Source organism: Flavonifractor sp. An9 (assembly GCF_002161245.1).
GTDB classification, from domain to species: domain Bacteria; phylum Bacillota; class Clostridia; order Oscillospirales; family Oscillospiraceae; genus Flavonifractor; species Flavonifractor avicola.
Map to the genome: position 1 here is coordinate 1 of NZ_NFHC01000021.1, position 12,385 is coordinate 12,385.

Sequence of the window (12,385 nt, forward strand, 5' to 3'; positions counted from 1 at the left end):
CAGCCACCACCAGCTCTACCACGTCACCCTCTCCCACGCCTGCCGCTACCCCCAGTCCCACGGCAACACCCAGACCAACCCCCACGCCTACACCAACCCCGGTGACCCCGGTGGTGGAGAACCGGAGCATGAGCGCTGAGCTGGGGCGCGGCTACAGCTTTGGAGGACAGTGGGGAAATCTGAATCCCTCTGACGCCGGTCTGCCGGCGGGGTTGACCTACAGCTCCTCCAATTCCAGTGTGGCGCCCATTGACAGCTCCGGCTGGTTTACCATCCTGTCCCCCGGCACGGTGGTGCTGACGGCTGTCAACCCCCGGGAACCCAACGTCCACTATACCATTACCGTGCAGGCCAAGAATGAAGTGCCCTGGGACTACCAGTTGGACGGCATCACCCTCAGTGTGGGGCAGAGCCGGTATCACGGATTTTCCTCCTATTCCCTGTATACCAGCTTTACCATCGCCTCTACCGTGTGGAGCAGCAGCAATCCATCGGTGGTGACGGTGGGTGACCAGGAGCCCACCAGCTGTCAGCTCACTGCCAACGCCCCGGGCACAGCCACCATCAGCGGCGTAGTCACCTTGCGCGTGGATAGTCAGGATGGTGTGCTGACCTTCACCGACAACGTGTCCTTCCAGGTCACCGTAAGCGCCAGCTGACCCGCGCAAAAAAAATAAAAAAATTTTGTCCGGCTTTAAAACCGGGCTGCCGGTTCGGAACACTAACAGACAAAGCTCCCGCGAAACCCCAAAATCAAGAGAAGGAGAATGAACAATGAAAAGACAATCTTTCCGCCTGCTTTCCTGTCTGTGTGTTCTGGCCATGGCGATCTCCATGCTGCCGGCGGCCTGGGCCGCAGAACCGACGCCCCTGAAATCCACCATTGCCGGCGGCACCTACAACGGCAACTGGGCGGTGCCCATTGACGCCTACCTGTACCAGGACGGCGACAACCTGGTGCGGGTGGAAAACTTCCAGGGTGTCAAAATCGTCGATGCCCAGGGAAATTTTATGAAATGGAGCGCCTATCCCCGGCTGGTGGCCGAGACCTACGACAGCAACTTCCAGCTGATCTCCTCGGTGGATCTGGATATGGAGCTGGACCTGTGGGGCGGCTTCTATGCCGGTGAGGACTACAACTTTGTGATTTTCGGCCAGGAGAACCCCAGTGAGGACGACAACGCCGAGGTCATCCGGGTGGTGAAGTACGACAAGGACTGGAACCGCCTGGGCCAGGCCAGCCTGCGGGGGGCCAACACCACCATCCCCTTTGATGCCGGCAGCCTGCGGTGCGACGAGTACAACGGCTACCTCTATGTGCGTACCAGCCATGAGATGTACCAGTCCGGCGACGGGCTGAACCACCAGGCCAATCTGACCTTCTCGGTGCGTGAGTCCGATATGACCATCACCGACGGCTATCACGACGTGGTGTCCAACAAGGGCTATGTGTCCCACTCCTTCAACCAGTTCATCCTGGTGGACAGCCAGGGGCGGCTGGTGGCTCTGGACCACGGCGACGCCTACCCCAGAGGGGCCTGTCTGTCCATTTACGACAACAAGGCGGGGAGCGACACCTTCGCCAACGGCTGCAAAACCTTCAACCTGACCACCTGGTCCGGCAGGGTGGGCGAGAATACCACCGGCGCCAATGTGACCGACCTGGCGGAGACCTCCTCCGGCTACCTGGCCGCCTACAGCAGCACCGGTAAGGGCTCGGCTTCCACCATCGGACAAGACCCCATGAACATCTTCCTGAGCTATACCAGCAAGGATGACGTCTCCTCCAACGGCACCACCGTGCGTCAGCTTACCTCCTGGCCCAGCGACTCCGAGCTGTACGGCTCTCAGCCTGTGCTGGTTCCCACCGGTCCGGACGGCGGCTACATCCTGTGGCAGTTGGCTGAGAAGTGGGATAACGGCTACTATTACAATAAGGAAAGCATCCAGTATGCTACCTATTCCGCCGACGGCACCGTCTCCGACATCAAGACCGCTGACGGCGTGCAGATGTCCCGCTGCCATCCCATCAGCTACAACGGCAAGGTGGTGTGGTACTCCACCCACGATTCTACCCCCGTGTTCTATGTGCTGGACAGCTCCGGGGTCCACTCCTATCCCGTTGGGGAGGGCGGCGGACAGCAGCCTGATCCTGACCCTGACCCTAATCCCGACCCCGATCCCTATCCTGATCCCGACCCCACCCCCGATCCCGGCGACGGTGAGAACGGCGACTTCTCCTTCAGCGACGTGCCCGCCAACCAGTGGTACGCCGACTATGCGGTGAAGGCCGCCCAGGCCGGCCTGATGAAGGGCACCGGCGGCGATAAGTTCAGCCCCAACGCCACCCTCACCGTGGCCGAGGTGGTCACCCTCACCGCCCGGCTGTACGCCGAGCGCCAGGGGGAGAGCGTTCCCACCTCCGACGGCGCCTGGTACCTGGGCGCCTACAATTACTGCGTGGATCAGGGCCTGTTTACCACCAGTGAGGTGCCTCTGTCCACCATGCTGAACAAGGCCACCCGCTTCCAGATGGTGGATCTGCTGGACCGGGCGGTGCCTTCGGAGGAGAAGGAGGTCATCAAGGTGGTGTTCAACGGTGAGGTCCCCGACGTACAGGAGACCGATCCCTACGGCCCCGTGGTTTACCTGTGGTACCGGGCCGGCATCGTGGAGGGAGATAACAATGGAAGCTTCCACGGCAATACCAATATCAGCCGGGCGGAGACGGCAGCCATTCTCTGCCGTCTGGCCGGACTGACCCCCCGGGTGTGACCCGGTATCTGCCGGTATTTGGACAACAATTTCATAGGAATTAACCTGGGATAATGTAGAAACCACGCAAAATATGATAAAATAAAACACTAATATTTTGTGTTGGGAGGGTGAGAGATGGATCTGCCAGAACTTTACCATCACCTGTTCGGACTGTCGGACCAGTCCCTCATCCAGAGGCTCACGGAGTGGGGCGAACTGCGGAACGTAAAAAAGGGCCACCTGCTTTACCGGGAAGGGGAAACGCCGACCAAGCTGACCTTTTTGGTCCAGGGGCTGCTGCGGGGCTATTTTCTGGATGCCGGCGGCCGGGACATCACCGACTGCTTTGCCTTTGAGCCGGGGTCCCCGGCCACGGCCTGTATCGCCCTGGGGGAGCCGGCCACCATCAACATTGAGGCACTTACCGACAGCCTGGTGCTGGAGCTGCCCATGAGTCTGGTACTGGAAATGCTGGAGGAATATCCCCAGCTCTATCGCCTGTACAGCTGTTTTCTGCTGGACGCTCTCAAGCGCCACTGGGAGGTGAAGGCCGCCATGTACCAGTATGACGCCATGGACCGGTATCAGTGGTTTTTGCGGGCCTATCCGGACCTGCACCGCCATGTCAGCGGGAAGCACGTTGCCTCCTTCCTGGGTATGACCCAGGTGACCCTCAGCCGCCTGCGCCGTACCCTGCGGGAGGCGGGCCAGCTCCAGGCCGCCGAGGAAGAATAATAGAAAAAGGACGTATCGCCAAGGCGATACGTCCTTTTTTTGTTTAGGTTCAGGCGTGTTTGGCATCCAGTTCCTTCTGGCGGCGGGCCAGAATGCGGGGGAAACGCCACAGGAACATGGACCCGGTGGTGAGGGCGGCCAGAACGTCGGCCACCGGCTCAGCCAGAAACACCGCCATGACCTGGTGGCCGGTGATGAGCCGGGGCAGGATGAGAATGAGGGGAAGCAGCAGGATGACCTTCCGCAGCAGGGCCAGAAACAGGGAGATCTTGGCTTGGCCCAGGGCCACGAAGGTCTGCTGACAGGAGGTCTGGACCCCCAGCATAAACATTCCGCACACATAGATCCGCAGGGCCCACACCGCCAGATCCACCAGCTCCGGCTTATCGTTGAAGAGCATCACAAAGGCGTGGGGGAAGAGCTCCAGAGCCAGGCAGGCGGTACAGCTGAAAGTAAAGGCGCTGATGAGCAGCAGCTTGAAAGCCTTCTTCACCCGGTCCAGGTTGCCAGCGCCGTAGTTGAAGCCGATGATGGGCTGGGCCCCCTGGGCGATGCCCTGGAGGAGCAGGAAGAAGATCTGCAGCACGCTGGAGCAGATGGTCATGGCCCCCACGGCGGAGGTGCCGCCGTAGGCCTTCAGGGAGGCGTTGAAGGCTACGTTTACCAGGCTCTCAGTGGCGTTCATGATGAAGGGGGATACGCCCAGAGCCACTACCGGGGCCAGTACCTTGGGATTGATACGGAAGTACCGACTTTGCAGCCGCAGCCTGGTGCGCTTGCCGGTGAGGAACCGGAGCACCCACACCGCAGAGACGCCCTGGGCGGTGATGGTGGCCAGGGCAGCGCCCTTGACGCCCATATTGAAGCCGAAGATAAACACCGGGTCCAGCACGATGTTGGTCGCCGCGCCGATGAGCACCGTGGCCATGGAGATGGTGGAAAAGCCCTGGGAGGTGATAAAGAAGTTAAGCCCCAGGGAGATCTCCACAAAAATGGTGCCCCACAGATAGATGGTCAGATAGTCGGTGGCGAAGCCGATGGTCTCCTTCGTGGCACCGAAGAGGAGGAGCATAGGCTCCTTGATGGCCAGGAAGAGGGCGGTCACCAGCACCGACAGGGCGATGAGCAGGGCGGTGCAGTTACCCAGGATGGCGTTGGCCTGATCCTCCTTGCCCTCGCCCATCCGTACCACAGCCCGGGAGCCGCCGCCCATGCCCACCAGGGCGGAGATGGCGGAGACAAACATCAGCACCGGGAAGCATACGCCAAGACCGGTAAGGGCCAGGTCTCCCACTCCTTCGATGTGGCCGATGTAGATCCGGTCCACAATGTTGTACAGGGCGTTTACCAGTTGGGCGGTGACCGAGGGCAGCGCCAGCCGCAGCAGCAGCTTGCCTACCGGGTCCCGGCCCAGGTCGTTTTCTCGTTTTGCCACAGCCATTACGCCTCGTCTTTCTCCAGAAAATAGGTGGCCTCCATGTCCGCCACGCTGAGGGCGAAGGCCAGAGGATACTGCTGGAAGGCCTGCCCCACCAGCCGCTTGTCCTCGTCGCCGGAGAAGCCCATGTGCCAGCGGATGGCCATGGCCTCCTCCCGGGTGAGGCGCAAAAAGCCGGAGAGAATGTACACGCTCTTCTCCCCGTGACCGTAGGGAAGATTATCCTCATAGAAGAAGGTGGGCACGCTCTGCCACTTGCCGTCGGGGCCCTTTACATTGCGGGTGCCGCCCCGGTAGCAGCCGATTTTGCATACGTCATGGAGGAGGGAGACCAGGGCAACCGTCTCCGGGGAGTAATCCAGGCCATACAGCTCCCGTACCCGTTCCCGCTCCAGATAGGCCTCCAGGCAGCGGTAGACGTTGACGCTGTGCTCGCACAGGCCGCCGGGGTAGGAGCCGTGGAACCGGGCGGAGGCGGGAGAGGTGAAAAAGTCGCTCTTGTGCTCCAGGTAGTCCAGCAGAGCGTCGGAGCCCTCCCGGTGGATGTTGTCCCGGTAAATCTGAAGAAATACTTCCTTGCTGTCCATGACAGACCTCCTTGTCATTGGCTTAAATGCCAGTATAGCACAACCCCCCACAAAAAACCACCCCATGCACCGCTGATTCGTACCCCGAATAGAATGGGCGGAACAGGAGGTGCTCCATGGAGTGGTTTTCCATGCTGGCGGCGGCGGTCCTGTTTGCCGCCGCCTGTAATTTTGATACGGTGATCCTGGCCATGGGCTGGGCGGTACGGGGGGTACGTCCCTCCCCTGCCCACACCTTGGTGATCGCCGGGCTGACCACCCTCATCACCTGGCTGTCCCTGGTGCTGGGCGAGGGGGCGGCGGCCACCCTGGGCCGCAGCTTTGCCGGAGCCCTGGGGGGGCTGGTGCTGGCGGGGATCGGGCTGTGGTTTGTGCTGGACTGGCTGCGGGGTCTGGGAGAGACCGGACAGGAGGATACCCCCGCCGCCGGGAAGAGCCTGCTGGGCTGGGTGGCTCTGGCCGCCGCCCTGGCGGTGAACAACGCCGGGGTGGGTGTGGCCGCCGGGGCCTCCGGCGTAGGCCCGGTTCTGGCCTCTCTGGCCAATTTCATACTTACCCTGGCTGCTCTGCCCCTGGGCCGGGTGCTGGCCGACAAGGTGGCCGGGCGGCTGTTGGGCCGGTTCGCCCTCCCCCTGTCCGGCCTGCTCCTCATCGCACTGGGGGTGTGGCAGGTGCTGGGGGGATGACTTCGCCCCGGCAAAGAAAAATCCCCGCGTCTTGAGACGCGGGGATTTGTGATGTACGGATGGAATTACTTCCGGCCGCCGCGGCGGGAGCTGCGGCGCTCAGCCTGGCGCAGCTCGGACAGCTTGCTGTCGGAGGAGGCCATAAACTGCTTCAGCCGATCCTCAAAGGTGGTGGGCTCGGCGGGAGCGGGCTTGCCACGGAAACCGCCGTTGAAGCCGCGGTCGCGTCCGCCGGGACGGCCCTGACCGCCGTGACCGGCGGGACGGGGAGGCGGATCCATAGCCTTCTTAATGGAGAGGTTGATACGGCCGTTCTCGTCGATGCCGATGACCTTGACCTTGACCTCCTGCCCTTCCTTCAGATGATCCTTTACATCGTTTACATAGGAATAGGCAATCTCAGAGATATGCACCAGCCCCGATTTGCCCTCGGGCAGCGAGACGAAAGCGCCGAACTTCGTGATGCCTGTGACCTTTCCTTCCACAATCGTACCAACACCAAACTCCATTTGCCTGAAAAATCCTCTCTTTCAAAATTCAATCGGTGAACTGGAAGACGTATTCGCCCGGCTCCACCAGGCCCAGCTTCTCACGGGCCAGGTCAGCCTGCCGGTCCGGATCGCCGCTGTTTTCCACGGCGTCGGCCAGGTCGGCGTTGACTTGCTTCTGCTCCTCCACCTGCTGTTGGGCGGCGGCCAGATCGGCCTGAGCGGCCTGGAGCTGACTGCGCATGGTCAGCAGGCCGGTGGCCGTGCCGATGAGCAGCGCCAGGATGACGAGTTTGGTCAGAAGGGATGCTTTCTTGAGTTTCATGGGTGACTCCTTCCCCGTCGGCGGCCCGGTCTGACCGGGGGGTATCTTCCGTTTCATCGGATATTGTATTTATTTTATACCACTTCGGACGATAATGGAAGGCTTTTTTTGCGGATTTTCCGATTTTTTTACAGACCTTCCCCATCACCACAAGGGGTAGTGTAACAATATGCCACACCACCCCAACAAGATCGGCCAGCCGGTAGCCCAGCCACAAAAAGCCCCGGCTCAGGGCCCAGAAGTAGACCCCGCCGCCGGCCAGTATCCCGGCCAGCAGATAGCCCCGCACCTGTCCCCGGCCCGCCACCGTGGAGTAGACAAAGATGGCCGCCGTCACCACCAGCCAGAACAGCAGGTCCATTAGTCCCCCGATGAGAGGGAGGGGCAGGCGTACCCGCAGGATGCGCAGCAGGTCGTAGATCAGCCCTGCCGCCGCCCCCAGGCCCACCGCTCCCAGCAGAAAAAGGGCCTGCTCAGAAACCCAGATCTCCATCTCAGCGGAACAGGCGGCTAAAGAAGCCGCCGGAGCGATCCCCCCGGCCGTCCTCGTAGGTCAGGGAGTCCACGTCCCCCTCCACCTTCAGGTCCCCGCCGTCCAGACTCAGCTTTTCAATGTGCAGATTTTCCCCCCGGATAATCAGGGTGCCCTGGGAGGTGTGCATGACGATGGTGTTTTCGTCAAAGCTCTCCACCTCCTCCACCCCGGACACCGACAGGCGCTCCCGGTCCTCCAGGATCAGATGGTGGGCCACCTCCGGCCGGCCCCGCTCACTTTCATACGGCATGACAATGCCCCTTTCCCACATAGTCTTGTCTCTACTATATGGGACAGGGGCATGGGATATGAGTCACGCCATGGCCTTTGCCATCACAGGGGCCAGCCGGCGGCTGAGGACCAGGGCCAGAGCCAGCTTGAGGGCATCGGGGATGAGGAAGGGGATGACGCAGCTCCACAGAGCGGATACCACCCCAATGGGGCCGCTGGTGGCGGCGTACATCAGGACGAACCAGGCGGTGCCGAAGGCGTAGCACACCGCCAGCCCCACAACGGCGGACAGCACAAAGACCACCGGGCCTTTGCCAAAGAGTGTCTGGGCCCCCCACATCACCAGGGGGATGAGGAGAAAGCCGATGAGATAGCCGCCGGTGACCCCGGCAAACCGACCGATGCCGCCGGAAAAGCCGGAGAACACCGGCAGGCCCACCGCTCCCAGCAGCAGGTAGACCAGCACGGACAGGGAGCCCAGCTTGCCCCCCAGGATGCCCACCGCCAGGAAAATGGCAAAGGTCTGCAAGGTAAAGGGCACTACCGTGGGGATGGTGATCCAGGCGCACAGGGTAATGAGGGCCGCCATTACGGCGACGTGGACCAGAGACTTGACTTTCATGGTGGTACCTCCTGGGCATATTGTAAACTCTAATTGGATTATAGTTTACAATAGAGAGAATGTCAACTATAAAATCAAATTGGTTGACAAAGAGAGCTGAGGCAGGCTACAATATACCATAGAAAAAATGTGGGGGCGACCTTTAGGGTGGCCCGCCGGAAGGGGAAAGGATGGATGACCATGCTGCGGGATGAGGTACTGGCCCTGCTGAAGGCCCAGGGGGGCGCTCCCCTGTCGGGGGAGGCCATGAGCCAGAAGCTGGGGGTGAGCCGTGCGGCGGTGTGGAAGGCCATGGAGGGCCTGCGGCAGGAGGGGTATGTGATCTCCTCCGCTCCCCGCCGGGGCTATGCTCTGGAGGACTCCCCCGATCTCCTCTCCCCCGGGGAGCTGATGGTCCCCGGCCGGAAGATCGGCTCTAACCTGGTGTGCCTGGACACGGTGGACTCCACCAACAACGAGGTGAAGCGCCGGGCGGTGGATCAGGTGCCCGAGGGGCTGGTGGTGGTGTCCGCCCAGCAGACCGGAGGCCGGGGCCGCCGGGGCCGCAGCTTTGTGTCTCCGCCGGGGGGGCTGTACCTGTCCGCCCTGCTGCGGCCAAACTGTCCCCTGGAGCAGGTCAGCGCTCTCACTGCCTGGTCGGCGGTGGCGGTGTGCGACGCGGTGGAGCAGGTGTGCGGCATTCGTCCCGGCATCAAGTGGCCCAACGACGTGATTCTGGATGGGCGCAAGCTGTGCGGCATCCTCACTGAGCTGGAGCTGGAGGGTGAGACCGCCGCCCTGCGCTATGTGGTGGCGGGCATCGGGGTGAACCTGACCCAGACAGAAGAAGATTTTGGCCCCGAGGTGGCCCCCGTGGCCATCTCCCTGGCCCAGGCTATGGGAAAGGCTCCCCGCCGGGCGGAGATGGCCGCCGCCCTGCTGGACGCCCTGGACAGGCTGGACCGGGACTTTCCCGGGCAATGGGACCAGTGGCTGGAGCGGTACCGGGCCGGCTGCATCACCGTGGGCCGCCAGATCAAGGTGCTGCGGGGCCAGGAGGAGCGCATCGGCACGGCGGTGGGGGTGGACGATACCTTCGCCCTGGTGGTGCGCTGGGCCGACGGCAGCGAGGAGGCTCTCTCCTCCGGCGAGGTCTCCGTCCGGGGCCTGCTGGGCTATGTGTAAACAAAAAAGGACCGCACCCCATCGGATGCGGTCCTTTTTGCGTTTTAATAAATGGAGTCCAGAATCTCCACGATCTGGGCCACGCAGCCCTCCTCGCAGGAACACAGGATGCGGGCGCCCCAGTCCTTGACCTCCTGGGCGCAGTTGGAGGGGGCGAAGGGGATGGCCGAGATGGCCAACATGGGGATGTCGTTCTGGTTGTCCCCTACACAGTAGATCTTTTTGGGATCAATGCCCAGATAACGGGCCAGATAGGCCACCATGCCGCCCTTGTTGCTCCCCTTCCGGGTGAGCTCCAGCAGCACGGCGTTGGAGAAGATGACCTCGTAGTGCTCCGCCCACCGATCCAGCATATACCGCTGGGTCTCCAGCAGGATCTCGTTGCGCTGCTGCAAAATGACCTTGCTCCAGGGCAGCGGCATCCGGGCAATGGGTACCTCCGACGCGGTGGCCCCCGCCCGGGTCAGATGCCGGTGGGTGACCTCGTTGGGCTGATAGACGTAGATATCGTCGTGGTTGTAGGCCTCAAAGCCGATCTCCGGAATGTCCCGGGCCACCTGCTCCAAGTCCTCCCGCACCCGCTGGGGCAGGAAGGTCTCGTATACCATCCGGTCCTCATGGAAATCGTACAGAGCCGAGCCGTTGGACAGCACCACCGGCGCGTTGATGGGGGCGCAGCGGGCATGAGGGGCAAAGGTGGGGTGGGCCCGTCCGGTGGCCACCGTAAAGATGCCCCCCTCCCGGGTGAAGTAGTCCAGGGCGGTCAGGTTGGCGGGGGCCACCTGCATATTCTCACCATAGAGGGTATCGTCAAAATCGCTGACCAGCAGAACACCGTCAAACTTTCCGATGGCAGCCGCCTCCCTTCTGAATTAAACTGATATTATAAAGTTTATACCATAGCGCGCAGCTTTGTCAACACCGCCTCAAACCAGTGGGGCAGCGGGCACTCCAGGGTGACCCGTTCCCCGGTGCGGGGGTGGATGAAGGACAGCCGCCGGGCGTGGAGGCACTGGCCCGCCAGCCCCGGCCAGGGCTTTTTGGACCCGTATACCACGTCCCCCAGCAGGGGGTGGCCCATGTAGGCCATGTGGACCCGGATCTGGTGGGTGCGCCCGGTCTCCAGGCGGCACTGGATGTGGGTATAGCCGTTTAAATGCTCCAGCACCGACCAGTGGGTCACCGCCCGCCGGCCCTGGAGCTTGTTCACCGCCATCTTCTTCCGGTCGGTGGGGTGGCGGAAGATGGGGGCGTCCACGGTGCCCGACTCGTCCTTTAAATTGCCCACACACACCGCCTCGTATTCCCGGTACAGGGAGTGGTCCTGGAGCTGCTCCGCCAGAGACAGGTGGGCAAAGTCGTTCTTGGCGGCAATGATGAGCCCCGAGGTGTCCCGGTCAATGCGGTGAACAATGCCGGGGCGCAGCTCTCCGTTGATTCCGGAGAGTGAATTACCGCAGTGATATAACAATGCGTTGACCAAGGTGCCGTCAGGATGCCCGGCGGCGGGGTGAACTACCAGGCCCACCGGCTTGTTGACGGCGATGACGTCGTCGTCCTCGTAGATCACGTCTAAGGGGATGTCCTGGGGCACCACGTCGATGGGGGCGGGGTCGGGCAGGGCCAGCACCAATTCATCCCCCAGGCTGGTCTTGTAGTTTTTCTTTACCGGCAGGCCGTTCAGGGTAACGGCCCCATCCTCCAGCAGCCGCTGGGCTGCCGAGCGGGTCAGCTCGGGCAGCATCCGGGCCAGAAACTGGTCGGCCCGCTCCCCCGCCCGGTCGGCGGTGAGATGCAGGGGGGTCATGCCTTGTCCTCCTCTTTGCAGAACAGCAGGAAGTAGACACAGAAGGCGATGCCGCCGCACACAATGCAGATATCTGCCACGTTGAAGATGGGGAAGTTCATAAACAGGGTCTGGAACATATCGGTGACATAGCCCAGGAAGAGCCGGTCAATGAGGTTGCCCACCGCACCGGCCAGCACCAGGGCCAGGGAGACCATGCCGAAGGGGTGGTTGAAGGTCTTTCTGACCATCAGCACGATGATAAGGATGGAGGCAGCCGCCGAGATCAGGGTGAGAATCCAGGTATGTTCCTCAAAGATGGAAAAGGCCGCGCCGGTGTTCTGGTAGTAGGTCAGCTGGAGGATGTGGGGCAGAAAGGGGACCCCCTCCCCCATGGGGATGTAGGCCCGGACCAGGAATTTCACCAGCTGGTCCAGCACCACCAGAGCGGAGGCCAAAATGGCATAGAGCATAGTTTTTAGGCTCCTTTGACAGATCGTTCCTCTCATTGTAACACGGACGGCCCTAAGGGGTCAATCCTCGGCGGGAACGGGGATCTCCCCGTGCTCCTGCTCGTACTGGTTCAGATAGGATTCCACGGCAATGCACAGCTGCATATTGATGGAGCGCCGCTCCTTGGCGGCCAGAACGCGGATCTTCTGCATGACCTCATGCTCCAGCCGCAGAGAATAGGGGGCTTCCTGAACGCCCATACTCATTCCCTCCTCGTTGTATCTATTTGTATCTTTATAATATCAATAAGAGTGATATTTCACAAAGATTTATATAGAGTTGACTAGAGTGATTAAGAATGATATTATGAGCGAAAGGGGGCATTTCTATGGAGGACAAAAAGAAAGCACGCACCATTTCCATCCAGGTCACCCCGGAGACCAAAGAAAAAGCGGTCTGGTTGGCCCGGCAGTCCTGCCGCAGCCTGTCGGGCTACGTCCGCCAGCTCCTTCGGGTCCACATCCGGGCCTATGAGGCGGAAAACGGGCCCATCGGTCGGGACGGCGGGCGGCCATAAA

The 12,385-nt window shown here is 61.6% G+C and carries 17 protein-coding genes; 7 read left to right on the plus strand and 10 right to left on the minus strand.

The window, feature by feature from the left end:
• The first annotated feature begins 128 nt into the window (after positions 1-128).
• The 3 genes from B5G40_RS12505 to B5G40_RS12515 all read left to right on the plus strand — a co-directional run bounded on the left by B5G40_RS12505 (position 129) and on the right by B5G40_RS12515 (position 3,492).
• Entirely contained in the window at positions 129-659 is a 531-nt protein-coding gene (locus B5G40_RS12505; protein ID WP_087399822.1) for an Ig-like domain-containing protein, read from the plus strand.
• Between the two features lie 115 nt (positions 660-774).
• The gene (locus tag B5G40_RS12510) at positions 775-2,775 is read left to right on the plus strand and encodes an S-layer homology domain-containing protein (RefSeq protein ID WP_087399823.1); all 2,001 of its coding nucleotides are present in this window, start codon (positions 775-777) and stop codon (positions 2,773-2,775) included.
• Positions 2,776-2,892: 117 nt separating this feature from the next.
• On the plus strand, positions 2,893-3,492 hold the full coding sequence (locus B5G40_RS12515) for a Crp/Fnr family transcriptional regulator (RefSeq protein ID WP_087188934.1): 600 nt from the start codon (positions 2,893-2,895) through the stop codon (positions 3,490-3,492).
• Positions 3,493-3,541: 49 nt separating this feature from the next.
• On the opposite strand, the gene B5G40_RS12520 is transcribed toward B5G40_RS12515, so the two are convergent.
• Together B5G40_RS12520 and B5G40_RS12525 are read right to left on the minus strand one after the other, a co-directional pair.
• Positions 3,542-4,933 carry an MATE family efflux transporter gene (locus tag B5G40_RS12520; RefSeq protein ID WP_087399824.1) on the minus strand — a complete coding sequence of 464 codons (1,392 nt, stop codon included), beginning with the start codon at positions 4,931-4,933 and terminating at the stop codon, positions 3,542-3,544.
• Positions 4,933-5,517, minus strand: coding sequence for a hydrolase (locus B5G40_RS12525; protein WP_087272828.1), 585 nt, complete (start codon positions 5,515-5,517; stop codon positions 4,933-4,935). The genes B5G40_RS12520 and B5G40_RS12525 overlap by 1 nt, the downstream gene beginning before the upstream one ends.
• Before the next feature lie 116 nt (positions 5,518-5,633).
• Here B5G40_RS12525 and B5G40_RS12530 point away from each other — a divergent pair, with 116 nt between their 5' ends.
• Complete coding sequence (locus B5G40_RS12530; RefSeq protein WP_087272831.1) at positions 5,634-6,203, plus strand: sporulation protein; 570 nt, start codon at positions 5,634-5,636, stop codon at positions 6,201-6,203.
• 65 nt (positions 6,204-6,268) lie between these two features.
• Here B5G40_RS12530 and B5G40_RS12535 read toward each other — a convergent pair whose 3' ends face one another.
• Both B5G40_RS12535 and B5G40_RS16935 read right to left on the minus strand, forming a co-directional pair.
• Entirely contained in the window at positions 6,269-6,712 is a 444-nt protein-coding gene (locus B5G40_RS12535; protein ID WP_087188930.1) for a S1 RNA-binding domain-containing protein, read from the minus strand.
• A gap of 28 nt (positions 6,713-6,740) precedes the next feature.
• On the minus strand, positions 6,741-7,016 hold the full coding sequence (locus B5G40_RS16935) for a septum formation initiator family protein (RefSeq protein ID WP_087330569.1): 276 nt from the start codon (positions 7,014-7,016) through the stop codon (positions 6,741-6,743).
• A gap of 169 nt (positions 7,017-7,185) precedes the next feature.
• Between B5G40_RS16935 and B5G40_RS17040 the strand changes: the two genes are divergently transcribed.
• Complete coding sequence (locus tag B5G40_RS17040; protein WP_162614485.1) at positions 7,186-7,380, plus strand: hypothetical protein; 195 nt, start codon at positions 7,186-7,188, stop codon at positions 7,378-7,380.
• Between the two features lie 130 nt (positions 7,381-7,510).
• Here B5G40_RS17040 and yabP read toward each other — a convergent pair whose 3' ends face one another.
• Complete coding sequence (yabP, locus tag B5G40_RS12545) at positions 7,511-7,801, minus strand: sporulation protein YabP (protein WP_087399855.1); 291 nt, start codon at positions 7,799-7,801, stop codon at positions 7,511-7,513.
• Between the two features lie 63 nt (positions 7,802-7,864).
• On the minus strand, positions 7,865-8,404 hold the full coding sequence (locus tag B5G40_RS12550) for a biotin transporter BioY (RefSeq protein ID WP_087188928.1): 540 nt from the start codon (positions 8,402-8,404) through the stop codon (positions 7,865-7,867).
• A gap of 174 nt (positions 8,405-8,578) precedes the next feature.
• Between B5G40_RS12550 and B5G40_RS12555 the strand changes: the two genes are divergently transcribed.
• Positions 8,579-9,568, plus strand: a complete 990-nt coding sequence (locus B5G40_RS12555; RefSeq protein WP_242959423.1) for a biotin--[acetyl-CoA-carboxylase] ligase — start codon at positions 8,579-8,581, stop codon at positions 9,566-9,568.
• A 44-nt stretch (positions 9,569-9,612) separates the two neighbouring features.
• Here B5G40_RS12555 and B5G40_RS12560 read toward each other — a convergent pair whose 3' ends face one another.
• Genes B5G40_RS12560 through B5G40_RS12575 form a run of 4 tightly spaced genes read right to left on the minus strand, consistent with a single transcriptional unit; the run spans position 9,613 to position 12,067 of the window.
• Positions 9,613-10,419 (minus strand): HAD-IIB family hydrolase, encoded by an 807-nt coding sequence (locus B5G40_RS12560; protein ID WP_087399826.1) that lies wholly within the window; start codon positions 10,417-10,419, stop codon positions 9,613-9,615.
• A gap of 41 nt (positions 10,420-10,460) precedes the next feature.
• Positions 10,461-11,375 (minus strand): RluA family pseudouridine synthase, encoded by a 915-nt coding sequence (locus B5G40_RS12565; RefSeq protein ID WP_087399827.1) that lies wholly within the window; start codon positions 11,373-11,375, stop codon positions 10,461-10,463.
• Positions 11,372-11,827 (minus strand): signal peptidase II, encoded by a 456-nt coding sequence (gene lspA / locus B5G40_RS12570; protein ID WP_087399828.1) that lies wholly within the window; start codon positions 11,825-11,827, stop codon positions 11,372-11,374. Before lspA ends, B5G40_RS12565 begins: the two co-directional genes overlap by 4 nt.
• Positions 11,828-11,887: 60 nt before the next feature.
• Positions 11,888-12,067, minus strand: coding sequence for a hypothetical protein (locus B5G40_RS12575; RefSeq protein ID WP_087272846.1), 180 nt, complete (start codon positions 12,065-12,067; stop codon positions 11,888-11,890).
• 128 nt (positions 12,068-12,195) lie between these two features.
• On the opposite strand from B5G40_RS12575, the gene B5G40_RS12580 reads away from it, so the two are divergent.
• Positions 12,196-12,384 carry a hypothetical protein gene (locus tag B5G40_RS12580; RefSeq protein WP_087399829.1) on the plus strand — a complete coding sequence of 63 codons (189 nt, stop codon included), beginning with the start codon at positions 12,196-12,198 and terminating at the stop codon, positions 12,382-12,384.
• Position 12,385 lies beyond the last annotated feature (1 nt).

What these genes read in the sequence shown, in the direction of transcription:
- B5G40_RS12505 (WP_087399822.1), top strand. Translation starts at nt 129, where the DNA reads ATGAGCGCTGAGCTGGGGCGCGGCTACAGCTTTGGAGGACAGTGGGGA.
- B5G40_RS12510 (WP_087399823.1), top strand. Translation starts at nt 775, where the DNA reads ATGAAAAGACAATCTTTCCGCCTGCTTTCCTGTCTGTGTGTTCTGGCC.
- B5G40_RS12515 (WP_087188934.1), top strand. Translation starts at nt 2,893, where the DNA reads ATGGATCTGCCAGAACTTTACCATCACCTGTTCGGACTGTCGGACCAG.
- B5G40_RS12520 (WP_087399824.1), bottom strand. Translation starts at nt 4,933, where the DNA reads ATGGCTGTGGCAAAACGAGAAAACGACCTGGGCCGGGACCCGGTAGGC.
- B5G40_RS12525 (WP_087272828.1), bottom strand. Translation starts at nt 5,517, where the DNA reads ATGGACAGCAAGGAAGTATTTCTTCAGATTTACCGGGACAACATCCAC.
- B5G40_RS12530 (WP_087272831.1), top strand. Translation starts at nt 5,634, where the DNA reads ATGGAGTGGTTTTCCATGCTGGCGGCGGCGGTCCTGTTTGCCGCCGCC.
- B5G40_RS12535 (WP_087188930.1), bottom strand. Translation starts at nt 6,712, where the DNA reads ATGGAGTTTGGTGTTGGTACGATTGTGGAAGGAAAGGTCACAGGCATC.
- B5G40_RS16935 (WP_087330569.1), bottom strand. Translation starts at nt 7,016, where the DNA reads ATGAAACTCAAGAAAGCATCCCTTCTGACCAAACTCGTCATCCTGGCG.
- B5G40_RS17040 (WP_162614485.1), top strand. Translation starts at nt 7,186, where the DNA reads ATGCCACACCACCCCAACAAGATCGGCCAGCCGGTAGCCCAGCCACAA.
- yabP (WP_087399855.1), bottom strand. Translation starts at nt 7,801, where the DNA reads ATGCCGTATGAAAGTGAGCGGGGCCGGCCGGAGGTGGCCCACCATCTG.
- B5G40_RS12550 (WP_087188928.1), bottom strand. Translation starts at nt 8,404, where the DNA reads ATGAAAGTCAAGTCTCTGGTCCACGTCGCCGTAATGGCGGCCCTCATT.
- B5G40_RS12555 (WP_242959423.1), top strand. Translation starts at nt 8,579, where the DNA reads ATGACCATGCTGCGGGATGAGGTACTGGCCCTGCTGAAGGCCCAGGGG.
- B5G40_RS12565 (WP_087399827.1), bottom strand. Translation starts at nt 11,375, where the DNA reads ATGACCCCCCTGCATCTCACCGCCGACCGGGCGGGGGAGCGGGCCGAC.
- lspA (WP_087399828.1), bottom strand. Translation starts at nt 11,827, where the DNA reads ATGCTCTATGCCATTTTGGCCTCCGCTCTGGTGGTGCTGGACCAGCTG.
- B5G40_RS12575 (WP_087272846.1), bottom strand. Translation starts at nt 12,067, where the DNA reads ATGGGCGTTCAGGAAGCCCCCTATTCTCTGCGGCTGGAGCATGAGGTC.
- B5G40_RS12580 (WP_087399829.1), top strand. Translation starts at nt 12,196, where the DNA reads ATGGAGGACAAAAAGAAAGCACGCACCATTTCCATCCAGGTCACCCCG.